This window comes from Ruegeria sp. PrR005, from assembly GCF_010500245.1.
Taxonomy (GTDB): domain Bacteria; phylum Pseudomonadota; class Alphaproteobacteria; order Rhodobacterales; family Rhodobacteraceae; genus Ruegeria_B; species Ruegeria_B marisflavi.
The window spans coordinates 1-26,277 of record NZ_JAAGOX010000022.1 but is presented as its reverse complement, the minus strand read 5'-3'; the positions used below and the strand labels follow the sequence as shown (position 1 = coordinate 26,277).

Sequence of the window (26,277 nt, the reverse complement as noted above, 5' to 3'; positions counted from 1 at the left end):
TCAGAGCGGTTTCTGCCGCAACGCAATCGCCGCCCCGGCCAGCAAGAGGCCGGCGGCGACCAGAAGGCTTATGCCGATATCTCCGACCAGATCGCCGACCAGCCCCGCGCCATAGGGGCCGAGCGTCTGGGCCACTGCGAACACCACTGTGAACAGGCTGATCGCCCGGCCCCAGCTTTCCGGCGGCAGGTTCTGGCGCGCGAAATTGGTCACCGCGCCCGGCGCCATGAACACCGACAGGCCAAAAACCACCGCCGAGACCAGCAGGGCCGGACCATTGGGCAACACCACCGGCAAGGCTGAGCCAACGGCGATACCGGTCAGGATCATCGCCAGCGGCAGGCCCGAGGCATGCCGCGCCAGCACCGGCCGCCACACCAGCGGCGAGACCGAGATGCACAGCCCCAGGATCACCCAGACCAGCGCGATGAAAGGGGCACTGGCCGCCTGCTCGGTCATCCAGGCCGAGAGGAAGGTCAGGTACACGATATATCCCAGCCCAAATCCGGCATAGCCCGCCAGCTCAGGCAGCATCCGGCGCAGCGGCAACGGGGCATGCCCGGCCTGCGACTGGACCGGGGCGGGTTGTTGCACCGCAGCCCACAGGGCAAGCGGCAGGAAGGTCAGGCTGGCGCCGCCGATCAGATACCAGGCCAGCGGCCAGGCCGCCGGGCCATACGCCTCCAGAAACAGCGGCAGCGCGGCACCGGCCAGAACGATGCCCAGCCCCCCGCCCGACCCGAACAGGATCGCGATGGCCAGCGCGTTGCGCCTTGGATCGTCGCGGAACAGGCCAGCGGTCAGCGTTCCGGCAGTGGAAAAGGACATCGCGCCAAAAAACCCGGCCAGAATGCGCCACAGGGTTTGCCACCACAGTTCGGCATTCACTCCGGTGGCCAGCAGCGCCAGCGTGGTGGCAATCAGCCCGGTGATGAACAGGCGTACCGGTCCGACGCGCCGGATCGCCACCATGGTCAGCACCGCGCCCGCGATATACCCCAGCGCATTGGCGGTGTTCAGCCAGCCCGCCTGGGCATAGTTCCACTGCATCTCCGATTTCATCGCGGGCAGCAGCAGGCCGTAGGCAAAACGGGCAAACCCGTTGGTCACCGTCACGCCCAGCGCCAATCCCGCCAGAACCAGCCACGACCGAGATGCAGACAGCGTCATGGCCTGACCGCTCGACAAAATTGCAATTGGGAACCCTCGTTCTGACTGCGGCGTCGCGCCATGCGCAAGCCTGACGCGACCCTGCCAAGCTTGGCCACGCGGCGCAAGCCACGGCAGAGCACGCGGCGCGCCAAGATGCCCAGACTGCGCCCCATTTTCGCCCCACGCATCCCGTACCCCGAACAGCAGCCGTTGCAGGAGGGCCACGTGTACAAATGGATCATCACACTTGCGCTGGCCGCGCTGCCGGTTGTTGCACAGGCCCAGGCGACCCGACTGCAAAGCCTGGAAACCACCGACGCGGGCCGCGAATGGCTGGCGGTCGGGCGGCTTGATGTCGATGGCACCGGGTTCTGTACCGGTGCGCTGATCGCGCCCGACCTGGTTCTGACCGCCGCGCATTGCCTTTACGACAAACGCACGAAACAGCGGATCGACCCGACCCGGATCGAGTTTCTGGCCGGTTGGCGGCGGGGTGCAGCTTCGGCCTATCGCCCGGTGCGCCGCGCCGTCGAACACCCGGACTATCGGTTTGATGGCGATGTCTCGGCCGACCGCGTCCGCAACGATGTTGCCCTGCTGCAACTGCAACAGCCGATCCGCAACACCACCGTGATCCCGTTCGAAACCGGCAACCAGCCCCGGACCGGCGAGTCGGTCGGCGTCGTGTCTTATGCCCACGATCGGGCCGAGGCACCGTCGCTGCAACGGCTCTGCCCGGTAATGGCCCGTCAGCAAGGGGTGCTGGTGATGTCCTGCGATGTCGATTTCGGCTCGTCGGGCGCACCTGTCTTCAGCTTTGACGGCGATCATCCCCGCATCGTGTCCGTTGTCTCGGCCAAGGCCGAGGTCGAAGGGGCGCGCGTCGCGCTGGGCTCGTCCCTGGGGGAAACGCTCGTGCTGCTCAAGGCGGGGCTGGAAAACCCAGCCCCCGCCGCGCCCGGCACCCTGCCGCGCGTCAACCGCAGCACACCCGGCGGCACCGGCACCGTTTCCGGGGCAAAGTTCGTCAAGCCATGAGGGCTCTGCTCGCCCTTCTCCTTGGCCTTTGCCTCACCCTGCCGGCGGCGGCGCAGAATTCGGGTCTGCGCCGCCTGACCGAGCGCGATGACCTCTTTGGATGGGAGGCGGTCGGGCGGCTCGACATCACCGGTACCGGGTTCTGCACCGGCACCCTGATCGCCCCGGACCTGGTGCTGACCGCAGCGCACTGCGCCTTCGACGCCCGTACACGGGCCCATTACCAGCCCGGCGAGATCACCTTTCGCGCCGGGTTCCGCGATGGCAAGTCGGTTGCCGAACGCACCGTGGTTCAGATCGTCACCCCCGACGGGTTCATCCCCAATGCCGCCCCGTCGGCCGACCGCATCCGCGCCGATGTGGCACTGATGCGGCTGGCCGATCCGATCCCCACCGCGCTGGCCGATCCCTTTGCCCTGCATTCCGGCGACCTCAGCGGCAGCGAAATCAGCGTCTCGTCCTATGGGCGCGGTCGGGCCGAGGCGATCTCGCGCCAGCGCTCGTGCCAGTTGCTGTGGCGGCAGGCCGGGCTGATGTCCTTTGACTGCGACGTGACCTTTGGCTCGTCCGGCGCGGCCATTCTGGCGCACGAGGGTAGCCGGGGTCGCATATTGTCACTGGTTTCGGCCGGAACCTCGGTCGAGGGCCGCCCGGTCGGCTTTGGCATGGAACTGTCCGGCACGGTCGAGGATCTCAAACGCCAGATGCGGCGCGACACTCCTGCCCCACAGGCCGCGATCAAACGGCTCAAGGTCGGCAGCGGCCTGTCCGGCAGCTCTGGAACCGGCCCCAAGTTCATCCGCCCCGGCGGGTCTTGAAACCCGGACCAGTCTTTCCCATCTCGAGTGTACCGGATCGCCGCAGGGCGGGGTCCGGTGTGGAAAACCGCCCGTCCGTACAGGAGGGCACTCATCACAAATCGCTCGAAGAAGAGGATTGTCCCATGCGTACTTTCGACTTTGCTCCGCTGCACCGTGCCACCATCGGTTTCGATCAGATCGCCGATCTGATGGACCGCGTGATGACCAGCGACGTGACCCAGCCGAGCTATCCGCCGTACAACATCGAAAAGACCGCGCCCGACGCCTATCGCATCTCGATCGCCGTGGCCGGTTTCGCCGACAGCGACCTGTCGGTCGAAGTCAAGGAAAACGCCCTGGTGGTAGCGGCCCGCAAAGCGGCCGATGACACCGCACGGACCTATCTGCATCGCGGCATTGCCACCCGCGCATTCGAACGCCGGTTCACCCTGGCCGATCATGTGCGTGTCACCGGCGCCAGCCATGAAAACGGCATGCTGCACATCGACCTGAAGCGCGAAGTGCCCGAAGCGCTGAAGCCCCGCCGGATCGAGATTGCCTCGGTCAAACCTGCCGACGAGTCCGATCTCGTCGAGGCCAAGGCGGTTAACTGACCTCGGATCCGCCCGCCCCTGCGGTTTACCGGGCTGGCGGATCTCTTGCGATAAACCGTACCTCCCTCGGTTATCGCAGCACTGGCGCGCGCCGTGTTCCTCCAGGCATGGCGCGCGTTGCCGTTCAGGCTTACGGCAGGCCGACCGCCGCATCCACCCGATCGACATAGTCAGACAATATCCGGTCACCCGCGACCCGCCGTTGCAAGGGGGTCGCCGCCGGTGTCGCCCGCATCGCCGCCAGCATGGGCGCAACCGACAGATCGGCGGCGCTGACCCGGTCGCCCAGCAGGAACGACCGATGCCACAGGCAAGCAGTGATCGCCTCGAAATCGCGTTCTGCCCGGTCCATCCGCTCAGCCGCGCTGAACCGCCCCATGCCCTGCGCCCTCAGACCCCGCAACACCGACCGCCGCACGCCATTGGCGACCGGATTGCGGATCAGGCGCGGCACCTCACCAAAGAAGCGATCGCGCAGATGTTGCCAGACCTCGTCATTGCTCCAGCGATCCATGAGAAGCTGGAAGTACATATGATCCTCGGCCATCCGGATCATCGCCCGTGATTGCGCCCGTTGCAGGTCGCTCAGGCCCTGATCGAACTCCGCCCCCTGCGCCTCCAGCCAGTGGCGGATAGCCTCGCTATCCGCCAACAGGCGCTCGGGCGTACGCAACACCGGCAGTTTTCCATGCGGCATCTTGCGGGCATCGAGCAGGTCGGACCGACGCCAGTCCAGTCCCGAGAGATGCAGCATATAGGCCGCCTTCACGCAGAACGGGCTGCCGGAATAGAGGCCAAAGGCCGAAGGAAAGGTCAAAAGGGTCAGCATCGGGTTCATCCTTGTATGATGTCCCGAGGGATAGGATAGTCAGATGACAATTTCTGTCATCAGATCCGGGTCAACATAACCCATGTCCAGAACTGCCCGATTGTTCCAGCTCATGCAGGCGCTGCGCTCCGGCCCGCCGCCGCATACCTCCGCCGCGCTAGCACAGGATCTTGGCGTCTCACCCCGCACGATCCACCGTGACATTGATACCCTGCGTGGCCTTGGCGCCGTGATCGACGGCGAGGCGGGGTTCGGCTTTACACTGATCGAGGACGCGACCCTGCCGCCGCTGGGGTTTACCGATGACGAGCTTGAGGCGCTGGTTCTTGGCCTGCGCGAGGCCGAACTGATCGGCGACCCCGACCTCAGCCATGCTGCCAGCCAGGCCCTGCGCAAGTTGCAGGGCCGCCTGCCGCCGCGCCAGTCGCACCGGTTGACCCATGCGGTGCTGACCGCAACCCGGTTCGACCGGCCCGAACCGCCAACGATCCCGGTCGCCACACTGCGCGCCGCCACCTGGGACGAACTTGCCGTTGCATTCGGCTATACCGACATGCACGGGGCACAGACCCAGCGCACGGTGTATCCACTGTCCATCGTCTACATGGATCGCTCCAGCGTGCTGATCGCCTGGTGCCTCTTGCGGGTCGATGTGCGGGTGTTCCGGCTCGACCGGATGCGCGACCTTGTGGTGACAAGTGACAGCTTTCGACCCCGGCGGGTGCCGATGCTGCGCGATGCGCTGGCACAGATCCGCGCGCAACCGGCCTGACCCCTTTGTCGAACCCTGGTTTGCCGCTAAATTAAGACACGGCAGCAGGACTGGACAGAGCATGAAACCACTCACCCTCACGCTGGCGATTTGCCTTGGCGCCCCGGCACTGGCCGAAGCGCCTCTGGTACTGGCCGTGGCCAGCTCTGCCCGCCCCGTCAGTCGGCCCGAGATGACAACACCCGCGACAGCAGACATCGAAGCCAGATTCCAGCTCTGGCTGACCGAGTTCCGGACCCGGGCCTTGGCCCAAGGCGTGTCCGCGAAAGCGCTCGACGCCGCCCTGCCCGGCCTCACCTACGACGCCGAGGTGGTGCGCCGAGACCGCAACCAGGCCGAGTTCACCAAGACCGTCTGGGACTATCTTGACACCGCGGTCTCCTCTGCCCGCATCGACGCGGGGCAAAAGGCCATCGCCCGCCATGCCGCCCTGTTCGACCGGATCGAGGCGCAATGGGGTGTCGACCGCCATGTCATCGCCGCCATCTGGGGGCTGGAAAGCGCCTATGGGCTGGTGCGCGGCAATGACAGTACGCTGAAATCGCTGGCCTCGCTGGCTTTCGACACGCGACGGCCCGAGTTCTTTGGCGAACAATTCCTGACCGCGCTGCAAATCCTCGACGCGGGCGAGGTCCGGCTCACCGACATGCGCGGCAGCTGGGCGGGCGCGATGGGGCATACCCAGTTCATGCCCACTTCCTACCGCGATCACGCGGTCGATTTCGATGGCGACGGGCGGCGCAACATCTGGTCGGACGATCCGGCCGACGCGCTGGCCTCGACTGCCGCCTATCTCAAGGCCAACGGCTGGGTCACCGGCCAGCCCTGGGGGGTCGAGGTGACCTTGCCACAAGGCTTCGATCTGGCAAGCGCGCGGCGGGAACTGACGCGGATGCCGTCCGAATGGGCGGCTCTGGGGGTGCGCGATTCCAATAGCAAACCGGTCCCCGACCATGGCCCGGCCTCAATCCTGCTGCCGGGCGGCGGCACCGGCCCGGTCTTCATGATCTTTGACAATTTCGCTGTATTAGAGACGTATAACACCGCCGATGCCTATGTGATCGGGGTCGGTCACCTGGGTGACCGCATCGCCGGTCGCGGCCCGATCCGCGGCGACTGGCCACGCCAGGACCGCGCGCTCACATTCGACGAACGGATCGAGTTGCAGGAACGCCTGACCGCCGCCGGGTTCGACACGCAGAAGATTGACGCAAAGATCGGCCCGCTTACCATCAACGCAGTGCGCGACTATCAGCTGTCGCTTGGGATCATGCCCGACGGCTATGCCTCGCTGCGGGTGCTCGAACGGCTGCGGCAGGCGCAATAACCCGCTGTTTACTGTTTTTCCAGCGCGCCCAGCGCCGCCCGCAGCGTCGCTGCGGCCTCGGCCCGCGCAGCCTCGTCCATGCCACCCGGATCCAGCCGCAGGCTGATCCCCGGCGTGTCCACCCTCACCACCGGGTTCTGAGCCGGCACGCCCGTCACCACCCGATAGGTGCGCACCGGATGTGCGATCCCCTTCATCGTGACCGTCTCGCCGGGTTCGGCGGCGACCCGGTCGCTCACCAGCGCCCAGGTCTCGTGCGCCAACAGGATCTGCCCCGGCTCGGCCGCCGCCTGAAGCCGTGCCGTCAGGTTTACCTGACGCCCGATGATGGTGTAATCCATCCGCTCGTCGCTGCCGAAATTGCCCACCGTGCAATAACCGGTGTTGATGCCGATGCGGATGCGGAACGGATGTTCCAGCCCTTTCGCCTTCCAGCGCTGCTGCAACTCCTTCATCCGTTTCTGCATGGCACAAGCCATCTCGACGCATCGCAGCGCGTCCCCTTCAGGACCCAGCGTGTCGGGATCACCGAAATACAGAACGATCGCATCGCCGATGAACTTGTCGAAATTCGCGCCATGCGCCTGCGCGATCTTCGACATCTCGGTCAGGTATTCGTTCAGCAGCGCCGTCAGCTCCTCCGATTCCATCCGCTCGGCGGTTTCGGTGAACCCCACGACATCGGAAAAGAACACCGTCAGCTTGCGACGGCGCGACACCACGCGGCTTTCCTGCTTTCCGCTTTGAATGGCCTGATACAGCTGCGGCGACACGTATTTGGCCAGATGCGCGGACACGGACTCCAGCCTTTGGCGCGAGTCGACGAGTTCAGCCTCCGAGACCTCCTCCAACCATTCGAACAAGCCCAACAGCACAGCCAGCATGCCGGAAAACATCACCGAATTTATCGCGAAAAGAACCGCATCGAACGTGGCCGACTGCGGCGCGATGGGTCCAGCGGAAATGACATAGGCGCCACTGGCCGCCAGCGTCACGATGAACACGATGCACAGAGAGGCACGCATCGGGCGGCTGACAAAAGTCAGGATACAAGTGATCAGCATCGTCAGCAGCGGGTAAAAGAAGAACCCCGGCGCAAGCCCGAGATAGACCGTTGCCACAACACCGTGCAGCGGGACCTCGACGAACTGGCACAGATAGAACAGCGGTCTGTGCAGGATATTGTGAATCGTGATCCACCAGGTCGCGCCAGCCCAAAGCAGGACACTGAAGATGTTGAAGATCATCAGCGGCCAGATTTCCAGATACCAGAAGAGGAACACAAAGGCGGCGTGAACCATCAACGCATTCGGAAACCCGACCCGCGCCAGAACGTTGATACGGGCCAACCGGTCGTCCACACCTTCTGGTCGCTCGGTCGCCCAATTCCGGATAGCAAGCCAGACATCGGCCAGCATTGCCCGGTCTCCTTTCACCTTCGACAGAAAGGAAGGGTACCGTTGCCCGGCACAAGGCGGCAAGGAAAACGTGCCTTTCTCAGAAAATCCCCATCGCCAGCCCGGCGCCCAGCGCCTGGCCCAGATCGCGGCAGGTCTCCAGATCCGGGGCAGAGATGGTCTTGGGGGCCAGAATGGCCTCGGGCGTCTGCGCATGGGTGCAGACGATCAGGGGCGGCTGCGCCTCTTTCAGGCGCCAGCCGGTGGCGATGCGCGCCACCTGCCGGGCGGCGTTCTGCCCGTCGGACCCGGCGCAGATCATCTGCGCATAGGCCCGGCCTTCGATCCGGCCCAAGACCGGGTAATAACAGCGATCAAAGAATTCCTTCATCGCGCCCGAGATCGCCGCCAGGTTCTCGGGACAGCAGAACACATAGCCGCCCGCCGCCAACAGGTGATCTGGCCCGGCCTCTTCGGCGCCGAGGAGCAGAACCGGCCCTTCGGTCCGGGCTCCGTCGGCACAGGTCTCGGCCATCTGACGGCTGCCGCCGGTTCTGGAATGATGGACGATCAGCAGGCCCGCCATGCCCGTCAGACCCGGTGATAGGGGCTGCCGGCCAGAATGGTGGCCGCCCGGTAGAGTTGCTCGGCCAGCATCACCCGCACCAGCATATGCGGCCAGACCATCGCCCCGAAGGAGATCGAGAAATCGGCCTCGGCCCGCAGGTCGGGGTCGATGCCATCCGCCCCGCCGATCACCAGCGCCAGATCCTGCCGCCCGGCATCGCGCCAGCCCGCTAGCCGATCGGCAAAATCGGGCGAAGAGATCACCTTGCCCCGCTCGTCCAGCGTGCACAGCACCGCACCCGCCGGGACCGCCTTGCGCAACAACAACGCTTCGGCGCCCATGCCGCCGCCCTTGCGGTCGTCGACCTCGACCACGCGCGCAGGACCAAGGCCCAGCGCACGGCCAGTGCGCTCGAACCGGGTCATGTAGTCGTCAATCAGGGTTTTCTCCGGTCCGGCGCGCATTCGGCCGACCGCACATATGCTGACACGCATGCTCTTTCGTCTCTCCGGCCCCTCAACCGGGACCGGCGGACCGCCTTAGTTGGCCGATGCCCTGGCGCCCTGCGGCAGCCACATCTTTTCCAGCTGATAGAATTCACGAACCTCGGGACGAAAGATGTGAACGATCACGTCACCGGTGTCGATCAACACCCAGTCGCCGGCGTCCTTGCCTTCGATCTTGGCCGTGAAGCCGAATTCATCCTTGATGCGCTGCGCCAGCTTTTCGGCCATGGCCGAGACCTGACGGGTCGAACGCCCCGATGCGATCACCATGTAATCGCCCATCGAGGACCTGCCGCGCAGATCGATCTGCACAACGTCTTCGGCCTTGTCATCATCGAGAGAGGAAAGAATTCGCTCCAGCAGCAATTCGCTGGTGGTGTCAGTTGAGGCCATCAGCGCGGCCCCGGACTGGACGGCCTCGGCCGCCACGGAATGAGGTAACAGGACATCGTCCTCCTATACAACGCGTCGACAGTTCCCCCGACGCTGGGGTTCGGTAAATTTAGCAATCCGGTGACGACAATTCAATGAACCTTGGCGCCATGAGCGCAACGTCGGTTCACTCTGCCCCGATTTGTTGCGCATCCGCCCCTGTTTCGGGCGTGTCACCCAGCAGGCGCACCTCGCGCTGCGGGAAAGGAATGGAGATTCCCTCGGCCTTGAACGCGTCCCAAAGTGCCAGGAACACGTTGCCGCGGATGTTGGTCAGCCCGGCGGTGGGATCGCTGATCCAGATGCGCAGAATGTAATCGACGCTGCTGTCGCCGAAACCGGTGATATGGCACACCGGGTCGTGGCCCGGCCCGCTCAGCACCCGCTTGACCGATTTGGCGGCCCGGATCGCCACCGCACGCACCACATGCGGGTCGTCGGCATAGCTGGTGCCGAAAGTCAGATCCAGCCGCACGAACTGGTCCGAATGGGACCAGTTGACCACCTGCCCGGTGATCAGATCCTCGTTCGGGATCAGGTACTCCCGCCCGTCACGGGTCACCACCGAGACGTAGCGCGCGCCCAGCGCGTTGATCCAGCCGAAGGTCTCGCCCAGGGAAATCACGTCACCAGGCTTGATCGACCGGTCCATCAGGATGATCACGCCCGAAATCAGGTTCGACACCACCTTTTGCAGGCCAAAGCCGATGCCGACACCAATAGCACCGGACAGGAACGCCAGCCCGGTCAGGTCGAACCCCAGCGTGCGGATCGACACGATCAGCACCCAGCCATACAGCAGCACCTGCACCGCCTTGCCCAGCAGCACCTGCATCGAGGGCGAGATATCGTCGTTGCGCTTCAGCGCATTCGACGCCCCGTGCGAGGCCAGCCGTGCCAGTGTGATCAGCGCCCCGATCAGCAACGCCGCCTTGAGGATCCCCAGCACCGAGATATGCAGCGCCCCCACCTCGATGGCTACACCGTCGAGGAACGAGGCAACCGTATCGGTCAGGTTCAGCGCGACAAGCGTGGCATAGACCCACATCGACCAGCGAAAGATCAGCCGCAGCGTGCGGTTGCGCACCGCCCGCGCGACCAGTGCAATCACCAAAAGCGCGGTCGCCAGCGTTGCCACCACCCCGATGAGATAACTGCGCGACGGCCATGTGGCCTGCTGCATCACCAGGTAGACGATCCAGCTCAGCACCACGAAATACAACAGCGACAGCCGCCGCATCAGCAGCACCAGCGTGCGCAGTTGCCATTTCGGCCAGCCTTCGCGCGTCCGTGCCCAGTCTTCCCAGTACCGCCGGGTGATCAGCGACAACAGCATCGACACGGCGACCAGCGCCACGATGACCAGCATCTGGTATTGCCGCCAACCCGGTGTCGTGAACAGCTCCAGCAGCTTCTGGCCGGTGGTCAGGATCGCCGCCAACAGCTCTTCCAGCGTGGCGGGCAGGATGTCATTGTTCATTCGGTCGCTCCCGCCCCCAGCTTGACAGTCCCACACCCTGTTTCGCAAGACCTTGCGAGACTCAGGGGACACCTGTATCTGGACATTCATGAAACCCTATAACGCACCGAACATGAACCTTCAGGACCGCGCCCGCCTGCGCGAGCGGTTCTTCGGTGCGACCCGGTCGGTGCTGGCCCGCCTATAAGGCGGTCCCAGCAATGACCACAGCTAATTCAATCAAAACACGGGAGAGGACAGATGTCCCCCAAGACACTCTATGACAAGATCTGGGATGCGCATGTTGCGCACCAGGCCGAAGACGGCACCTGCCTGCTGTACATCGACCGCCACCTCGTACACGAGGTGACCAGCCCGCAGGCCTTCGAAGGGCTGCGCATGGCGGGTCGCAAGGTGCGCGCGCCGGAAAAGACCATCGCCGTGCCGGACCACAACGTGCCCACGACCGAGGGCCGCGAAGATCCCGCGCAGATGACCGAGGAAAGCCGCATCCAGGTGCAGGCGCTCGACAAGAACGCGCGCGATTTCGGCATCCACTATTACCCGGTCTCGGACATCCGTCAGGGTATCGTGCATATCGTCGGCCCCGAACAGGGCTGGACCCTGCCGGGCATGACCGTGGTTTGCGGTGACAGCCACACCGCCACCCATGGCGCCTTTGGCGCGCTCGCCCATGGCATCGGCACCTCCGAGGTCGAACATGTTCTGGCCACCCAGACGCTGATCCAGAAGAAATCCAAGAACATGAAGGTGGAGATCACCGGCAAGCTGAACCCGGGCGTCACCGCCAAGGACATCACGCTGGCCGTGATCGGCAAGACCGGCACCGCCGGCGGCACCGGCTATGTCATCGAATACTGTGGCGAGGCGATCCGCGATCTCTCGATGGAAGGCCGCATGACCGTCTGCAACATGGCCATCGAAGGCGGCGCCCGCGCTGGCCTGATCGCGCCCGACCAGAAGACGTTCGATTACGTCCAGGGCCGCCCGCACGCCCCCAAGGGCGCCCAGTGGGAAGCCGCGCTTGCCTGGTGGAAGACGCTCTATTCCGATGACGACGCCCATTGGGACAAGGTGGTGACGATCAAGGGCGAGGATATTGCCCCCGTCGTGACCTGGGGCACCTCGCCCGAGGACGTGCTGCCGATCACCGCGACCGTCCCCAACCCCGAGGATTTCACGGGTGGCAAGGTCGAGGCCGCGCGCCGCTCGATCGAATACATGGGTCTGACTCCCGGCCAGAAACTGTCGGATATCGAGATCGACACCGTCTTTATCGGCTCCTGCACCAACGGCCGGATCGAGGATCTGCGCGCCGCCGCCGCGATCCTGAAAGGCAAAAAGATCAAGGACGGCATTCGCGCCATGGTCGTGCCCGGCTCGGGCCTTGTCCGCGCCCAGGCCGAGGAAGAAGGCATCGCCGACATCTTCAAGGAGGCCGGTTTCGAATGGCGCCTTGCCGGTTGCTCGATGTGCCTGGCCATGAACCCCGACCAGTTGCAGCCGGGCGAGCGCTGTGCCGCGACCTCGAACCGCAACTTCGAGGGCCGTCAGGGCCGCGGCGGACGCACCCACCTGCTCAGCCCCGCGATGGCTGCCGCTGCGGCAATCACGGGAAAGCTGACAGATGTGCGTGAACTGATGTAAACTACCCTCACAAATTAACTTTTGAGGGATACGGAAATGAGTGACTGGCTGAAATTGATGCTGCTGGGCCTGCTATCGGTCGTGTTCGGGATTATCGTCCTGGGCGCGCCGGTGGTGGCATCGGTGGCCATTACCACCCTGACCGGGATCATGCTGCTGATCGGCGGCGGGCTTCAGGTTGTGGGCGGGTTCACCGTCGAAGGCGCGGGCAACAAGATCCTGTCGATCATCATGGGTATCATCATGGTCTTCCTCGGCTGGTCGTTCCTGTCGAACCCGCTCGAAGGCACGCTGACGCTCGCCACGGTGGTTATGATCCTGTTTGCCGCTGGTGGCATCGCCCGGATCATTCTGTCGTTCCAGATGCGCGGCACCGGTCTGTTCTTGCCGACACTCATTTCCGGCATCCTGTCGCTGGGCCTTGCCGCCTATGTCATGGCGAATGCGGGGGTTGGCCTGGCGTTCAGCCTTCTGGGTATCCTGATGGGTATCGAGATGCTCTTCAACGGCTTCGGCCTGATCTTCGCCGCGCTCTTCGTGCGCAGCGCGGGAAAACACGCGTAACCGGGTCACGGGACCGGGGACAGTCCGTCCGCGCCTGTGACTCTTTGAAACTGGATCGGGTTGCGTGAATGCGCAAACCCGATCCCTATCAGAGATATAGCGCCCGCATGAAACACGGGCCCGAACCAGGAGCCTGGATATGGACAAGTTCGAAAAATTGCAGGGTATCGCCGCGCCGATGCCGCTTATCAACATCGACACCGACATGATCATCCCCAAGGTGTTTCTCAAGACCATCAAGCGGTCTGGCCTTGGCGTGAACCTGTTCGACGAGATGCGGTACAACAACGACGGGTCCGAGAACCCCGATTTCGTGCTGAACAAGCCTCAGTACCGCGATGCCGAGATTCTGGTGGCCGGCGACAACTTCGGCTGCGGCTCGTCGCGCGAGCACGCGCCGTGGGCAATCAAGGACTTCGGCATCAAATGCGTGATCTCGACCTCGTTCGCCGACATCTTTTTCAACAACTGCTTCAAGAACGGTATCCTGCCCATCGTCCTGCCGCAGGAACAAGTCGATACCCTGATGAAAGACGCAGAAAAGGGCGCAAACGCCCGGATGACCGTCGATCTCGAAGCACAGGAGATCACAACCTCGGACGGCGACACTATCCCGTTCGAGGTCGACGCCTTCAAGAAGCACTGCCTGCTCAACGGTCTCGACGATATCGGCCTGACCATGGAAAAGGCCACCGCCATCGACACGTTCGAATCTCGGTCCGCCCAGTCGCGCCCCTGGGTCTGACCTGACCGGATCACGATGCCTGACGATGCCGCGCCCCTTGGGTGCGGCATTGTTTTCTTTGCGGTCCAATCGCACACTCATAAGACGAATATGTCCAGGAATTGTCACAACCACTAAATGTGGTTTAATCTGTGCAAGCGGCCTGAAAATTCACGCTTTCTGATGCAAGAAGGCACCAGTTTTGCCATGATTTCGCCCCAAATGCCGGGTCTCGTGACTCAACAGCTTGAGCGCATGACCAAATGGCGGCACAAATGAGGCCAAAATGAGGCACCCGCGAAAGCGGGATCAAGTTGGAACAAAGGCTCGGCAACGCATCGGCCTGTCCAGTTTGAAGGGATCGGACAGTGATAGGACGCATCACGGGCGCAGCTCTGCGTGGAATACTGGTGGCGCTGGTCGTCGTCATTCCTGCACTGTATCTGCCCAGCACCGCTGCTACATCGACCGAGATCGTCGTTCTTCTGGCGATCCTCGGCTTTGTGATGACATTCTCCGAATACAGCGCCGCCTTTCCCAGCTTTATCGAATTCCGCGATGCGCCGCCGCTGAACCGGATGCGGTTCATCGCGCTGATGACCATGATCACCTGCCTGACGCTGATCGTGAAACACAATTACGAGCCGACTAATGTCACCGCGCTGTTTTCCGGCCTCGGTCTGCTGATCGCGCGGCTTGCGGATTTTCCCTATTCCCCGGTCCGCCTGGTTGTTCTGATGCTGCCCGTCGGCGCCACCCCCGAACTGATACAGAACGTCCGCATTGCCGCCGCCGTGACCTATGTCATCGCGCTGATAACCGTGCTGGCCTTCTGGTTCGCGGTGCGGGTCCGGGGATGGCCGGCCGGCAACGGCGCCTTCAACGTCTGGATCAACCTGCCGCTGTTTGACCCGACAACCGGCGGCGATGTCGTCGCGCGGATGCAGCGGGACGGCCGGTTCAACATGATCTTGGGCGTCCTGTTGCCCTTCTTCATCCCGGCCATCGTCAAGATGGCCGCCGATCTGATCAACCCGATCAGCCTGCAAAGCCCCCAGACCCTGATCTGGACGATGAGCGCATGGGCCTTCCTTCCGGCCTCGATGATCATGCGCGGGCTGGCGATGATGCGCATTGCCGAGATGATCGAGGAAAAACGCCGCCGCGCCTATCTGAACGCCGAGGCGATACAGACGGCATGATCCGCTGGGCGGCCCTGCTGGTGGCACTTCTGGCCACCTGCGCCGGTGCCGAGCCGCTTCGCATCGCCACTTTCAACGCAGAGCTGGGTCGCGATGGTCCCGGCCTGATGCTGCGCGATATCCAGGGCGGGCGGGACACACAGGTTGCCGCTGTCATTGCCGTCATCGCCCGGATCAAGCCCGACATCCTTGCCTTGCAGGGCGTGGATTGGGACCTTGATGGGCGCGCAATGGCGGCATTGTCGGCCCGGTTGGTCGAGGCGGGCTGGGTCATGCCGCATCTCTTTGCCAACCGGCCCAACAGCGGCCTCGCCAGCGATCTGGATCTCGACGGCGATGGGCGCATCGGCGGCGCCGCTGACTCGCAGGGCTATGGCCGGTTCACCGGCCAGAACGGTATCGCCATCCTGTCGCGCTATCCAATCGCGGCGGACGAGGCGCGCGATTTCTCCACGCTCTTGTGGCGCGACCTGCCGGGCGCAACCCTGCCCACCCGGAACGGAGCGCCGTTTCCCTCGGCCACGGCCCAGGCCACGCAGCGCCTGTCCTCGACCGGGCATTGGCTGGTTCCGATCGACACGCCCTTGGGCCGGATATCGCTGTTGACCTATCAGGCGGGACCGCCCGTGTTCGACGGGGCCGAGGATCGCAACGGCCTGCGCAACCGCGATGAAAACCGTTTCTGGCAGGTGCTACTGGACGGCGACCTCGGGCCCCTGCCCGACGCCCCTTTCGTGCTGCTCGGAGGCAGCAATCTCGACCCCTGGGATGGCGAGGGGTTCAACCAGACCCTGCGCGCCCTGCTGGCCGACCCTCGGGTACAAGACCCCGCCCCCACCAGCACAGGTGGCGCCAAAGCGGGCGATCAAGGGCACACCGGGCCCGACGCGCAGGATACGGTCGACTGGCCCGGTGTGGGCCGCTACCGGGTCGACTACGTCCTGCCCTCGACCCACTGGCGGGTCATGGACAGCGGCGTGTTCTGGCCCGTGCCCGGGGAACCCGGCGCGCAAGACGCCTCAGACGCCAGCCGCCACCGGTTGGTCTGGGTGGACATCGCCCTTCCGTAACCCGGGTGGTATCGCCTGTGCCACCGCCTGTATCAGCGGCGTTTGCCGGAACTCCGGCAGCAGCGCATCAAACACCGCACCATCCAGCCGGTGCGGCGTGTTCCACAGGTACCGCATTTCCAGCAGGCACCCCGCCATCGGCCAGAACGGCCGCGCCAGATGCAATGGCAGCCAGCTCATCTGTTTCAGCGTCACCTGACGGCCCGTCACCTGTGTCAGGGCCTGCGCAATGTCCCGGCCGGTCGCGGTGTATCCCGGAAATGTCACATCGCAGAATTGCTGCAGCGCCTTTCGCCGTTCAGCCAGCGCAACGGCGGCGCGGGTCAGGTCCGGCAGGAACGCCCAGGCATGGGCGATGTCGGGATTGCCGGGATAGGTAAACCGCCCCCGCGCCAGTGGTTTGATCATGATCTGATCGAACCAGTTGCCCGAGGCTTCGGTATCCAGGAAATCGCCCGCGCGCAGAATGATGGTGCGCACGCCTGAGGCGCGATAAGCCGCCTCCATCTCGATCCGGATCCGGCCCAGCGGGTTGGTCGCCCGGTGCGGCGTATCCGGCCCCCAGGGCGCTGGCGTTTCCGCGCCGAACACATAAACATTCCCGGGCACGATGACGGTCGCCCCTGCGGCTTTCGCGGCCTCGATCACCTGCGCATGCAGCCCGGGCACCTGCCGCGCCCAGTCCGGGTATGGCGGATTCCAGGCGTTCACGATCACGTCCGCCCGGCGCGCGGCGCCTTGCAGGTCGTCGCGCGTACGGTCGAACGCGACCACGGTCCAACCCGCCTGGCGAAAGGCTGTTGCCGCATTGCGGCCGAACCGGCCCGAGGCGCCGAGGATCAGAACTGTCTGGGTCATGGCTGGTCTCCTGTCGTGTACATCATGGTACAAAACGGACATATCCATTCATCGGGCATGTATAAATTGCACATTTTCGCATTTCATGTCTTCATTCGTGAATGGATAGACTCCCCTCCCATACAGATTGGTCGCATGTTCAAAGCTTTCTTGCCGTGGCTGAAACCGGCTCTCTTTCCGCTGCCGCACGGCGCCTTGCGCTCAGCCAACCAACCTTGGGTCGTCACATCCAAGCCTTTGAAAAGGCGCTGAATCTTTCCCTGTTCGAACGGCACCCAAGGGGCTTGAAGCTTAGCGAGGCGGGCACACGCATCCTGCCGCTGGCGCAACAGGCCCAAGAGGCGATGAGCGCCATTGCACTGGCGGCCGAGGGCCAGTCGCAAACCCTCGCAGGCACCGTTCGCATCACTGCCTCGGTCTTTGCGTCTCATTACATTCTGCCGGAAATTATCTCGAAAATACGGGGGTTTGAGCCTTCGATCGAACTGGAACTCGTGCCCACGGACGCCTCGGAAAACCTGCTGTTCCGCGCCGCTGACATCGCCGTGCGCATGTATCGGCCACGGCAGGTGGACATCGTCGCACGCCACATCCGCGACATCGAAATGTGTGCCTGCGCCGCGACCTCTTACCTGGACCGCGCCGGCCGCCCCGCCACCGCACAGGACCTTCTGAGCCACGACCTTGTTGGGTTCGATGAAAACCCGTTGATTATCAATACGATGCAATCCTTGGACTGGCCCGTCACCCGGCATGACTTCGCCGTGCGCTGCGACAATCAAAGCGCCTATTGGCAGTTGATCCGCGCTGGTTGCGGCATCGGATTTTCCCAGCGCGCCATCGCTGAACACGACCCGCTGGTCGAAATCCTTCCGTTCGACTTGCAGATCCCGCGGCTCGAAGTCTGGCTGGCCGCACCCCAGGCGATGCGTCAAACGCCACGCATCCGCCGGGTGTGGGACCTGCTGGCCGACGGATTGCGCACAGCCCGGATGTAAGACAAAGCCTCTCAGGCCCCAAACCGCCCGTTTTCTGGTGTTTTCCGTTGATTTTGGGTCCTGCGCCGCATTGACCGGATGCGCGCGCCACGCTAGGGCGATTGCGACGTAACGCTAGGAGACGCCCCATGCCCAACCCTTCGCTCCTCATCCTTCCCGGTGACGGTATCGGCCCGGAAGTCATGGCCGAAGTGCGCAAGATCATCGACTGGTTCGGTGCCAATCGAAGCCTGAAATTCGACGTGAGCGAAGACCTGGTCGGCGGTGCGGCCTATGACGTGCACGGTGTGCCGTTGGCCGATGAAACCATGGCCAAAGCGCAAGAAGTCGACGCGGTTCTGCTGGGCGCCGTGGGCGGCCCGAAATACGACGACCTCGACTTCAGCCTGAAACCCGAACGCGGCCTGTTGCGCCTGCGCAAGGAGATGGACCTTTTCTCGAACCTGCGTCCGGCCCAGTGCTTCGATGCGCTGGCCGACTTCTCGTCGCTGAAAAAGGACGTGGTGGCCGGGCTCGACATCATGATCGTGCGCGAACTGACATCGGGCGTCTATTTCGGCGAGCCGCGCGGCATCTTCGAGGAAGGCAACGAACGTGTGGGTATCAACACCCAGCGCTATACCGAGAGCGAGATCGAACGCGCCGCGCGTTCCGCCTTTGAACTGGCGATGCGCCGGAACAAGAAGCTTTGCTCGATGGAAAAGGCCAACGTGATGGAATCCGGCGTGCTCTGGCGCGAGGTGGTGACCCGGGTGGGCAAGGACTATCCCGAAGTGGAACTGAGCCACATGTACGCCGACAACGGCGCCATGCAGCTGGTCCGCGCACCCAAGCAGTTCGACGTGATCGTGACCGACAACCTGTTCGGCGACATCCTGTCTGACTGTGCAGCCATGCTGACCGGGTCTCTGGGCATGCTGCCGTCGGCGTCGCTGGGCGCCCCGATGGCCAATGGCCGCCCCAAGGCGTTGTATGAACCGGTACACGGCTCTGCCCCCGACATCGCGGGCCAGGGCAAGGCGAACCCGATCGCCTGCATTCTCAGCTTTGCCATGGCGCTGCGTTACAGCTTTGACCAGGGCGCTGAGGCGGACCGCCTGGAAGCCGCAGTAGAGAAGGTGTTGGCCGATGGCGTACGTACCGCGGACTTGCTGGGCGACGAAGGGGTAACCCCCGTGTCGACCACCCAGATGGGCGATGCCGTGGTGGCCGCGCTCGACGCCAGCCTGTAAAACCTTTCAGCCTGCGGTGGACCCGTCCGCCGCAGGCAATCCACCGGCCGCCGACCGATGATAATGCGCGACGCGCTCGGCATGGTGCAGCACCCGATCCAGCCAGCGCATGGCATCGGTGTGCGAAAAGACCTCGGTCAACTTGAATAATCCGGCATGTTCCCCGAGCAGCATCGCGCGCCGGTGACGATTGCGCCGGGCGTGAACGATCCCGCCCAGGCGTTCCAGCCTCTTGACCGTCCCACTGGCAGCCAAAGCTCCACTGGCTTGCCCAAGCGCGGCACCAGTGGCAAGGGTTGGCCTGCGCAACAGCCGGTCGTTCAACAGCTTGTCGATGTTCTCGGTCTGTGTCGCCCGCTCCAGCAACCGTGACAGATGGTCGATCTGGTGCAACAGGTCGGAATAGACCAGCATCTCGGTCCGGCGTTCCTTGGAAAGACTGATCTCGGACAGGAAGCCGCGCAGATCCTCGAGTGCGTATTCACATACGCCGAGCGCGGACAGAGGCCGATAATCCGGCCGCTCGGCCATTGCCGAGGCGAGCGCTGAAAACAGCCGCCCGGCGACCAGGGCCGTGGCCGATTGCGCCGTCAGCAGGGCGGTGTTTGCATCGCCCAGTATTCCACGGTCGAGAATGAACAGGCGGTCGGGTTTCTTGTCCGGCATGATACGCGCAACCCAATCGGCGAACCGGGCGGTCCATGGCAGGAACAACGCGGTTCCCACCAGGTTGAACCCGGTATGAAACACCAGCAGCGCGGTCATTGCGTCTCTGTTATCGGCCATATGCTCCAGGAACGGACGTATCAGCAGCAGAGTGGGAAAGGCGATGACGGATGTCACAATGTTGAACAAGAGATTGGCCAGGGCCGTCTGCCGCATCGGGACCGATCCGCCGGTCGAGGCAAGCACGGCGGTAAAAGTCGTGCCGATGTTCATTCCGATGACAATCGCCGCCGCCTGCACCAGCGAAATCGCCCCGGCCGACAGCATGACCAGCGACAAGGCCATTGCCGCGCTGGAGGATTGCATCACAATCGTGATGCCCGCGCCAAGCCCGACGATGGCCAAGAGCCCCAGCGGCCCCGCGCTGGGCAGTATGTCCGGAGTGACATAGGCCGTAAGGTCGCCTGCTCCGGACTGCATCAGGTCAAGACCGATCAACAACAGGCACAGCCCAGCGAGGACACGCCCGGCCCGCGCGATGGTGCCCCTGCCCAGAAGATCGGCCAGCGCCGCCGGCAGAAGCAGCGCCATGGCGATGTTGCCGAGCTTGAGCTTGAAGCCCAGTATAGAGACCAGCCAGCCCGTTGCGGTTGTTCCGATATTGGCCCCGAACAGCACGCCCAGCGCCTGTGGCATGGACAACAGCCCCGCTCCGACAAATCCGACCGTCATCACGGTTGTCGCGCTTGAGGATTGTACCACCGCCGTCGTCGCGGCGCCGGTCAGGACACCCCGCATGGGCGTGGTGGTAAAGCGTGTCAGGATCGTGCGCAGGTTGCTGCCTGCCGCATCGCGCAAGGCGGCCGTCATGATCTCCATCCCCAGGAGAAACATGCCTATACCGCCAACCAGTAAGAAGAAATTTCCGTCCATCTTTCACCGCTCGTTTGGGTCCAGTTTCCCGCAACTCCCCGTGGTGGGCAAGCGGTCCTGATTCCACGCAATCGGACAGAATACCTCTTGCATGTGCGAAATGTCGGGTATAGATCACGCGCCACGGTCGGAGTGTAGCTCAGCCTGGTAGAGCACTGTCTTCGGGAGGCAGGGGCCGGAGGTTCGAATCCTCTCACTCCGACCAATGTCGCATCCATGCGACTGTTTTAATTTACATTACTATTCACTTTGTCGAACATTTCTTATTGGGTTCGTCAAGTTTTGAACCCTGTTCGTTCTTGATTAACCTTTCTGTCCACTTAACCTTATTGACTGACGAATTCTTCCGGGTGAAGATGCGCGAGACTTTCTACGAGACCGTCGAGGCGCTGCAGGCCAATCTCGATACCTGGCTAATCCACTACAACACCGAGCGCCCGCATCTCGGATACCGCAACATGGGCCGACGGCCCATCGAAATCGTCATGTCATTCGTCAGTCAAGAAGGTTAAGTGGACAGGCTATGCCGCCCTGCCTTTGGTCGGCGGGCCGATTGAGTAGGGCATGGCGCTGGCGGCCGGGATGGCCTTTCCCGTGGCAGGTGGCGCCACCTCGGTCCCGGCGGCGATGGCGGTCTGGGCTCTGGCGCAGCCGCCGGTCTCTGCGGCTTATATAGGGCTGTCGCCGAACGGCGCCATTGCTGCGGGGATGCTGTTCCAGCTCTTGGTGTCGGTGCTATGATCCCTTTCGGCGAGGCGCATCGTCTCGCCGTTCTCTCTCAGATCGAACCGCATCATGATCTCCAGACTCTCCCCGGACCGGCGCGGTCTGATCGTCACGGCGCTTGGCACGTCCCTCACCGTGAGTTGGGCCTCTAGCTACTACATCCCTGCGGTCCTGGCCGTGCCGATGGCCAAAGACCTCGGCCTGTCGCCGGTCTGGGTCTTTGGCGCCTTCTCGATGGCGATGGTAGTCTCGGCAATGGTCGGTCCCTGGGCCGGAGCGCGCATAGACGGATTTGGCGGGCGGGGCGTCCTGATGCTGTCGAACCTCGTTTTTGCCGCCGGGCTTGTTCTGCTTGCGGTGGCGCCAACTGCGGTGGTCCTGTTCGCAGGGTGGGCGGTGATCGGGCTTGGCATGGGGATCGGGCTTTACGAGGCGGGGTTCGCCACACTGGCGGGCATCTATGGAAGGGAGGCGCGCGGGCCGATCACCGGCATCACCCTGATCGCCGGCTTTGCCAGCACGGTGGGTTGGCCGCTGTCGGGGCTGATGTTGGCGACCTGGGGCTGGCGCGAGGCCTGCCTGGGCTGGGCGTTGATCCATCTGGTTGTCGCGCTGCCACTGAACGCCTGGCTGCCCAAGGGCACCAGGACGCCCCCCGCGCCTGCCATGCCCGTCGAGGACGGCCCGCCGCCGTCACGCCTGGCGCTGGGATTGCTTGCCTTCGTCTTTGCTGCGACCTGGTTCAACTCGACCGCGATGGCCGCGCATCTGCCCGGCCTGCTACAGGCCGCGGGGGCCAGCACAGCGGTCGCCATCGCAGCCGGGGCGCTCATCGGTCCGGCGCAGGTCGCTGCGCGCGTCCTGGAATTCGGCCTGCTCCGCCGGGTTCATCCCCTGGTCCTGACCCGTGTGGCCGCCGCGGCGCATCCGGTCGCTGCCGTGGTGCTGGTCAGCTTTGGCGGGCCGGCAGCCTATGCCTTTGCCCTGCTGCACGGGGCAGGCAACGGGATCCTGACCATTGCCAAGGGCACACTGCCCTTGGCCCTGTTCGGTGCGGCCGGATATGGGCGGCGCCTTGGCTGGCTCAATGCGCCGGCGCGGATCTTGCAAGCGGCGGCACCGCTTGTCTTTGGCGCCGCGCTCACGGCCTGGGGCCTGTCGGCCATCTGGCTGACGGCCGGGATCGGCCTTGCGGCATTCTTTGCGCTTCTGATGTTGAAAAGAGCCTGAGATCTCGGGAGGCGACCGTGAAGGCCCTGGCCTGAATGTGGCTCTGCCTTTTTTGACCAGCGCCATCAGGATGCGGCCCACGTTCGTCCTCGGGTTTCCGGTCGCCCCTCAATGGCCGGAACGTGATGTGTTGTACGAGCGGAAAGATACGGCGAGCGCGGCACGTTGCTGACTGATGGACCGACGTATCCGGTCCCTTCCGGATGCGATCACGACCCTGACCACAGCTCAACATGGTCTTGTCAGCGTCAGCGGCAGACTACACATTGATCATTGCGGCTTTGGAGGGTTTGGCATGATTGATCGGCTTTCACGACGGGGATTTCTGGGTGCGATTGCGGCGGCGTGCTGTGTGCCTGCCCGTCTTTCGGCTGCCGGGCTTGAAATCCGGGTCTTCAAGAACCCCGATTGTGGCTGCTGCTCGGCCTGGATTGAGATCCTCGAGGCAGAGGGATTCCAGGTCCAGCAGGCGAATGTCGGGCAGGACGAACTCAATCGCTTCAAGGCGATCAGCGGGGTGACCGAGGCAATGGCCTCCTGCCATACCGCCCTTGTTGAGGGTTACGTGGTCGAGGGCCACGTTCCGGTCGCCGAAATCTACCGTCTCCTGACCGAGCGACCTGATGCAGTGGGGCTGTCGGTGCCGGGCATGCCCTACGGGTCGCCCGGAATGGGGCCGGAGGCTGAGCGCGAGGCCTATGACGTGATGCTGATGCGCCGGGATGGATCGGCCGAGGTGTATCGCCACTACGAGGCGGCGTGATACTGCCGCCGGGCTGCCAATAGCGTGTGGACCTATCTGGGCCTGTTCGGAGCGGCATTTGCCGCAGCCACCATCCTGCCGATGCAATCCGAGGCGTTGCTAGCCTACCTTGTCACCAACCCCGACCTGTGGGTGGCAGGACTGTTCTGCGTGGCCACCCTTGGCAACGTGCTCGGGTCAGTGGTGAACTGGTATTGTGGCCGTTTCCTGCGGAGGTTCCGCGACAGGCGCTGGTTCCCGGTGTCGCCGGCTGCATTGCAACGCGCGGAAACCCGCTATCACCGTTACGGACGCTGGAGCTTGCTGGCCAGCTGGGTTCCGATCATCGGCGATCCTTTGACCGTGGTGGCTGGGGTAATGCGCGAACCGCTACGGAGTTTCATCCCGATCGTCCTGCTGGCCAAGGGCACGCGCTATCTGGTGGTGATCCTGGCGGCATTGGCGTGGGTGTGACACCCCGCAGTCACGCTCCGGCCAGTGTGGTCTGGCGCAAATTGCACAGTCAAGATCGAGGGTCTTCGCCTTCATTTCGGGTTCCGCAGACTCTATCTCCAGGCGGTTTGTTCACAATCCCCACGCTGTTTCCTATGGAAGCTTTCGAGTAGTGGATATAGCGGCGCCAGAATGCATCCCATTGATCTTCACATAGGGGTACTAGGGCTTCGCGCAGTTCAATGACCCAGAAACTCAATGGGATGCGCCGTTGGGTCTATCCATTTCTCCTCAACTTCCCGATCATCTGAGTGAGATATAGTCATGGCATTTCCACTCCAACTCAGGGAAAGTTTTACTTGATCAGGGTGCTCCTCGCTTGGCAAGCGGCAGCTGCCTGTGGTTCACGTCATTCGGCCAACACCAGTTGTGCTTCCCAGATGCCGGACCGGACAGCCTCACGGACATGAGCTAGCAACAACGCACGCATTTCTTCAGAGGCATATGTGTGCGGCCGCGAGGACAGATGACAAAGGTAGAGCGTGCGGGACAGTTCCGGGCTTGCAATCGATCGTGCTCGGACGGTGCCGCGTTGCAGCTGATCCCGCATGAACAGCGAGGTGCCAATCACGCACCCAAGGCCGGCCTCGATCGCACCGGCAATGGCTTGCACCGAGTTCATCTGCAGGACCGCGCGCGTTTCGATCTTTTTCAGAAGCGTGACGTCATCCATTATAGCACGCGCCGAAACGCCCTGGCGGAGCAGGATGATGGGCAGTTCCAGAAGTTCGGCGTAGGTGATGGGGCTGTCGGTATCACCAATGATTTCCGGCCTGCCGATACAAACCATCTTTTCCTCCAGCACAGGCTCGGCGCGGATCATCGGATCAGATGGCGGATTGTAGACCAGCGCGGTGTCGATGTCCGCAGCAAGCAAATGTGACAGCGCGGCTCCGGAAAGGCTTTCAGTCAGCGCAAGTTGCACCGCCGGGTAATCCCGCACAACCTGCGATACGAACGCAACTCCGATTGCCTTGACGGCGGAGTAGGACATGCCGACGGACACCGGTCCCGAAACCTTTCCCTCGCGATTCAGCAGATCAGTTTCCGCGGCCTCGATCACCTTGAGGATCGAGCGGGCGTGTTCGTGCAGCCGGTGTCCGGCGGCGGTCGGCTCCATCCCACGGGGTTTGCGCAGAAACAGCGGTGTGCCGAGCCGGGTTTCCAACTGAGCGAGGTGATGGCTGAGTGCAGAGGCCGCAACCCGAAGGTTGGTCGATGCCTGCGCCAGCGATCCGGTTTCATATATCGTCGCGAAATAGAGGAGTTGTCTTGTATCCAGCATTCTAAAAACCAGAAGGGAAGCATCAGAACGTTATAGTATTGCGTTCGCAAGGGTTTGGCTATGGTCGGATTCGAGAGGAAATCCAATGACCGAAGACATCAGGCCACTGGCGGGTATCCGCGTTGTCGAAATGACCCACATGATTATGGGGCCGTCCTGCGGAATGTTTCTGGCCCTGTTGGGGGCCGAGGTGATCAAGGTGGAGCCGCCCGAGGGCGACAAGACGCGCAAGCTGACCGGCATGGGTCGTGGGTTCTATCCGACTTTCAACCGCGGCAAGAAGAGCATCACGCTCGACCTCAAGCAGAACGCAGGACGCGACGCACTTCACAAGCTGCTGAAGGGTGCCGACGTTTTCATCGAGAACTTCAGGGATCGCTCACTGGCAAAGATGGGATTTGCGCCCGAGGTCTTGCGGGCGCGGTATCCGCAGCTGATCGTCTCTTCGTTGAAGGGGTTTCTGAAAGGTCCATACGAGAACCGCACGGCGATGGACGAGGTCGTACAGATGATGACCGGCATGGCCTACATGACGGGACCGACCGGACGACCGCTGCGGATCGGATCTTCGGCCAACGACATCATGGGCGGACTGTTCGGGGCCTTTGCCGTTCTGGCGGCGCTGCTCGAACGGGGCAAGGACGGCAAAGGGCATGTGCTGCGCACCGGCCTCTTTGAGAATTGCCTACTGCTGGTGGCACAACACATGGTTCAGTTCGACATTGAGGGCCGCGAGGCGCCACCGATGCCGGAGCGCGAGTTCTCGTGGCCGGTCTACGACATATTCGAGACATCCGAGGGCCGACAAATCTTTGTCGGCGCTGTGACCGAGGGCCAGTGGGAGACCAGCAGCGGGTGGTGGAGGGCCGGGTCCCGGGCCTTCAGGACCCTGGACTGTTGATTTCCACCCAGAAGTGAGCCGGGTTTTTCATCGAGAAGTGAGCCACCTCTGTTTATGGATTTCGGGTTATG

29 protein-coding genes and 1 tRNA gene are annotated in these 26,277 nt (G+C 63.4%); 20 read left to right on the top strand and 10 right to left on the bottom strand.

Annotated features, from left to right (window positions below; genetic code table 11):
• Positions 1 to 1,170: a YbfB/YjiJ family MFS transporter gene (locus G0P99_RS12660; protein WP_164130319.1), complete on the bottom strand. Its 1,170-nt coding sequence runs from the start codon at positions 1,168 to 1,170 to the stop codon at positions 1 to 3.
• A 60-nt stretch (positions 1,171 to 1,230) separates the two neighbouring features.
• On the opposite strand from G0P99_RS12660, the gene G0P99_RS12655 reads away from it, so the two are divergent.
• The 3 genes from G0P99_RS12655 to G0P99_RS12645 all read left to right on the top strand — a co-directional run bounded on the left by G0P99_RS12655 (position 1,231) and on the right by G0P99_RS12645 (position 3,604).
• Positions 1,231 to 2,190, top strand: a complete 960-nt coding sequence (locus G0P99_RS12655) for a serine protease (RefSeq protein ID WP_239059807.1) — start codon at positions 1,231 to 1,233, stop codon at positions 2,188 to 2,190.
• The gene (locus G0P99_RS12650) at positions 2,187 to 3,008 is read left to right on the top strand and encodes a serine protease (RefSeq protein WP_164130317.1); all 822 of its coding nucleotides are present in this window, start codon (positions 2,187 to 2,189) and stop codon (positions 3,006 to 3,008) included. Before G0P99_RS12655 ends, G0P99_RS12650 begins: the two co-directional genes overlap by 4 nt.
• Before the next feature lie 125 nt (positions 3,009 to 3,133).
• Positions 3,134 to 3,604 carry an Hsp20 family protein gene (locus tag G0P99_RS12645; protein WP_164130315.1) on the top strand — a complete coding sequence of 157 codons (471 nt, stop codon included), beginning with the start codon at positions 3,134 to 3,136 and terminating at the stop codon, positions 3,602 to 3,604.
• A gap of 130 nt (positions 3,605 to 3,734) precedes the next feature.
• Here the strand turns inward: G0P99_RS12645 and G0P99_RS12640 are convergent, their stop codons facing one another.
• Positions 3,735 to 4,433: a glutathione S-transferase family protein gene (locus tag G0P99_RS12640; RefSeq protein WP_164130313.1), complete on the bottom strand. Its 699-nt coding sequence runs from the start codon at positions 4,431 to 4,433 to the stop codon at positions 3,735 to 3,737.
• Positions 4,434 to 4,515: 82 nt separating this feature from the next.
• On the opposite strand from G0P99_RS12640, the gene G0P99_RS12635 reads away from it, so the two are divergent.
• Positions 4,516 to 5,205, top strand: a complete 690-nt coding sequence (locus G0P99_RS12635; RefSeq protein ID WP_164130311.1) for a YafY family protein — start codon at positions 4,516 to 4,518, stop codon at positions 5,203 to 5,205.
• A gap of 61 nt (positions 5,206 to 5,266) precedes the next feature.
• On the top strand, positions 5,267 to 6,532 hold the full coding sequence (locus tag G0P99_RS12630) for a lytic murein transglycosylase (protein WP_164130309.1): 1,266 nt from the start codon (positions 5,267 to 5,269) through the stop codon (positions 6,530 to 6,532).
• Between the two features lie 8 nt (positions 6,533 to 6,540).
• On the opposite strand, the gene G0P99_RS12625 is transcribed toward G0P99_RS12630, so the two are convergent.
• From G0P99_RS12625 to G0P99_RS12605, 5 genes are all read right to left on the bottom strand, one after another.
• Positions 6,541 to 7,950, bottom strand: a complete 1,410-nt coding sequence (locus tag G0P99_RS12625; RefSeq protein WP_164130307.1) for an adenylate/guanylate cyclase domain-containing protein — start codon at positions 7,948 to 7,950, stop codon at positions 6,541 to 6,543.
• Between the two features lie 79 nt (positions 7,951 to 8,029).
• Positions 8,030 to 8,515, bottom strand: coding sequence for a flavodoxin family protein (locus G0P99_RS12620; protein WP_164130305.1), 486 nt, complete (start codon positions 8,513 to 8,515; stop codon positions 8,030 to 8,032).
• Between the two features lie 5 nt (positions 8,516 to 8,520).
• Positions 8,521 to 8,991: a 23S rRNA (pseudouridine(1915)-N(3))-methyltransferase RlmH gene (rlmH, locus tag G0P99_RS12615; RefSeq protein ID WP_164130303.1), complete on the bottom strand. Its 471-nt coding sequence runs from the start codon at positions 8,989 to 8,991 to the stop codon at positions 8,521 to 8,523.
• 45 nt (positions 8,992 to 9,036) lie between these two features.
• Entirely contained in the window at positions 9,037 to 9,396 is a 360-nt protein-coding gene (rsfS, locus tag G0P99_RS12610; protein WP_164130301.1) for a ribosome silencing factor, read from the bottom strand.
• A 166-nt stretch (positions 9,397 to 9,562) separates the two neighbouring features.
• Complete coding sequence (locus tag G0P99_RS12605) at positions 9,563 to 10,915, bottom strand: mechanosensitive ion channel family protein (protein WP_164130299.1); 1,353 nt, start codon at positions 10,913 to 10,915, stop codon at positions 9,563 to 9,565.
• An 88-nt stretch (positions 10,916 to 11,003) separates the two neighbouring features.
• Between G0P99_RS12605 and G0P99_RS12600 the strand changes: the two genes are divergently transcribed.
• The 6 genes from G0P99_RS12600 to G0P99_RS12575 all read left to right on the top strand — a co-directional run bounded on the left by G0P99_RS12600 (position 11,004) and on the right by G0P99_RS12575 (position 16,122).
• Positions 11,004 to 11,102: an isopropylmalate isomerase gene (locus G0P99_RS12600; protein WP_164130297.1), complete on the top strand. Its 99-nt coding sequence runs from the start codon at positions 11,004 to 11,006 to the stop codon at positions 11,100 to 11,102.
• 53 nt (positions 11,103 to 11,155) lie between these two features.
• On the top strand, positions 11,156 to 12,562 hold the full coding sequence (gene leuC / locus G0P99_RS12595; protein ID WP_164130296.1) for a 3-isopropylmalate dehydratase large subunit: 1,407 nt from the start codon (positions 11,156 to 11,158) through the stop codon (positions 12,560 to 12,562).
• Between the two features lie 36 nt (positions 12,563 to 12,598).
• Positions 12,599 to 13,126, top strand: coding sequence for an HdeD family acid-resistance protein (locus G0P99_RS12590; RefSeq protein ID WP_164130294.1), 528 nt, complete (start codon positions 12,599 to 12,601; stop codon positions 13,124 to 13,126).
• Between the two features lie 139 nt (positions 13,127 to 13,265).
• Positions 13,266 to 13,871, top strand: a complete 606-nt coding sequence (gene leuD, locus G0P99_RS12585; protein WP_164130292.1) for a 3-isopropylmalate dehydratase small subunit — start codon at positions 13,266 to 13,268, stop codon at positions 13,869 to 13,871.
• 347 nt (positions 13,872 to 14,218) lie between these two features.
• Positions 14,219 to 15,052: a hypothetical protein gene (locus G0P99_RS12580; protein WP_164130290.1), complete on the top strand. Its 834-nt coding sequence runs from the start codon at positions 14,219 to 14,221 to the stop codon at positions 15,050 to 15,052.
• Positions 15,049 to 16,122, top strand: coding sequence for an endonuclease/exonuclease/phosphatase family protein (locus G0P99_RS12575; protein WP_164130288.1), 1,074 nt, complete (start codon positions 15,049 to 15,051; stop codon positions 16,120 to 16,122). Before G0P99_RS12580 ends, G0P99_RS12575 begins: the two co-directional genes overlap by 4 nt.
• Here the strand turns inward: G0P99_RS12575 and G0P99_RS12570 are convergent.
• Complete coding sequence (locus tag G0P99_RS12570; RefSeq protein ID WP_164130286.1) at positions 16,072 to 16,980, bottom strand: sugar nucleotide-binding protein; 909 nt, start codon at positions 16,978 to 16,980, stop codon at positions 16,072 to 16,074. The genes G0P99_RS12575 and G0P99_RS12570 overlap by 51 nt on opposite strands.
• Before the next feature lie 101 nt (positions 16,981 to 17,081).
• On the opposite strand from G0P99_RS12570, the gene G0P99_RS12565 reads away from it, so the two are divergent.
• Entirely contained in the window at positions 17,082 to 17,978 is an 897-nt protein-coding gene (locus G0P99_RS12565) for a LysR family transcriptional regulator (RefSeq protein ID WP_164130284.1), read from the top strand.
• Positions 17,979 to 18,106: 128 nt separating this feature from the next.
• Positions 18,107 to 19,210: a 3-isopropylmalate dehydrogenase gene (gene leuB / locus G0P99_RS12560; protein ID WP_164130282.1), complete on the top strand. Its 1,104-nt coding sequence runs from the start codon at positions 18,107 to 18,109 to the stop codon at positions 19,208 to 19,210.
• 6 nt (positions 19,211 to 19,216) lie between these two features.
• Here the strand turns inward: leuB and G0P99_RS12555 are convergent, their stop codons facing one another.
• The gene (locus G0P99_RS12555) at positions 19,217 to 20,746 is read right to left on the bottom strand and encodes a Na/Pi symporter (RefSeq protein ID WP_239059806.1); all 1,530 of its coding nucleotides are present in this window, start codon (positions 20,744 to 20,746) and stop codon (positions 19,217 to 19,219) included.
• Between the two features lie 191 nt (positions 20,747 to 20,937).
• Between G0P99_RS12555 and G0P99_RS12550 the strand changes: the two genes are divergently transcribed.
• The 6 genes from G0P99_RS12550 (at position 20,938) to G0P99_RS12525 (ending at position 23,981) form a co-directional block, all read left to right on the top strand.
• Positions 20,938 to 21,014: transfer RNA gene (locus tag G0P99_RS12550), tRNA-Pro, on the top strand.
• A 151-nt stretch (positions 21,015 to 21,165) separates the two neighbouring features.
• On the top strand, positions 21,166 to 21,321 hold the full coding sequence (locus G0P99_RS12545; protein WP_203583092.1) for an integrase core domain-containing protein: 156 nt from the start codon (positions 21,166 to 21,168) through the stop codon (positions 21,319 to 21,321).
• Between the two features lie 52 nt (positions 21,322 to 21,373).
• Positions 21,374 to 21,550 (top strand): hypothetical protein, encoded by a 177-nt coding sequence (locus G0P99_RS12540; protein ID WP_370462778.1) that lies wholly within the window; start codon positions 21,374 to 21,376, stop codon positions 21,548 to 21,550.
• 54 nt (positions 21,551 to 21,604) lie between these two features.
• On the top strand, positions 21,605 to 22,765 hold the full coding sequence (locus G0P99_RS12535) for an MFS transporter (RefSeq protein ID WP_164130277.1): 1,161 nt from the start codon (positions 21,605 to 21,607) through the stop codon (positions 22,763 to 22,765).
• A gap of 295 nt (positions 22,766 to 23,060) precedes the next feature.
• A complete protein-coding gene (locus G0P99_RS12530; protein ID WP_164130275.1) occupies positions 23,061 to 23,528 on the top strand; it encodes a DUF411 domain-containing protein in 468 nt (155 codons plus the stop codon).
• 24 nt (positions 23,529 to 23,552) lie between these two features.
• A complete protein-coding gene (locus tag G0P99_RS12525) occupies positions 23,553 to 23,981 on the top strand; it encodes a YqaA family protein (RefSeq protein WP_370462777.1) in 429 nt (142 codons plus the stop codon).
• Between the two features lie 388 nt (positions 23,982 to 24,369).
• Here G0P99_RS12525 and G0P99_RS12520 read toward each other — a convergent pair whose 3' ends face one another.
• Positions 24,370 to 25,305 (bottom strand): LysR family transcriptional regulator, encoded by a 936-nt coding sequence (locus tag G0P99_RS12520; protein ID WP_239059805.1) that lies wholly within the window; start codon positions 25,303 to 25,305, stop codon positions 24,370 to 24,372.
• 85 nt (positions 25,306 to 25,390) lie between these two features.
• Here G0P99_RS12520 and G0P99_RS12515 point away from each other — a divergent pair, with 85 nt between their 5' ends.
• On the top strand, positions 25,391 to 26,206 hold the full coding sequence (locus G0P99_RS12515) for a CaiB/BaiF CoA-transferase family protein (protein ID WP_164130273.1): 816 nt from the start codon (positions 25,391 to 25,393) through the stop codon (positions 26,204 to 26,206).
• The last annotated feature ends 71 nt before the right edge of the window (positions 26,207 to 26,277 follow it).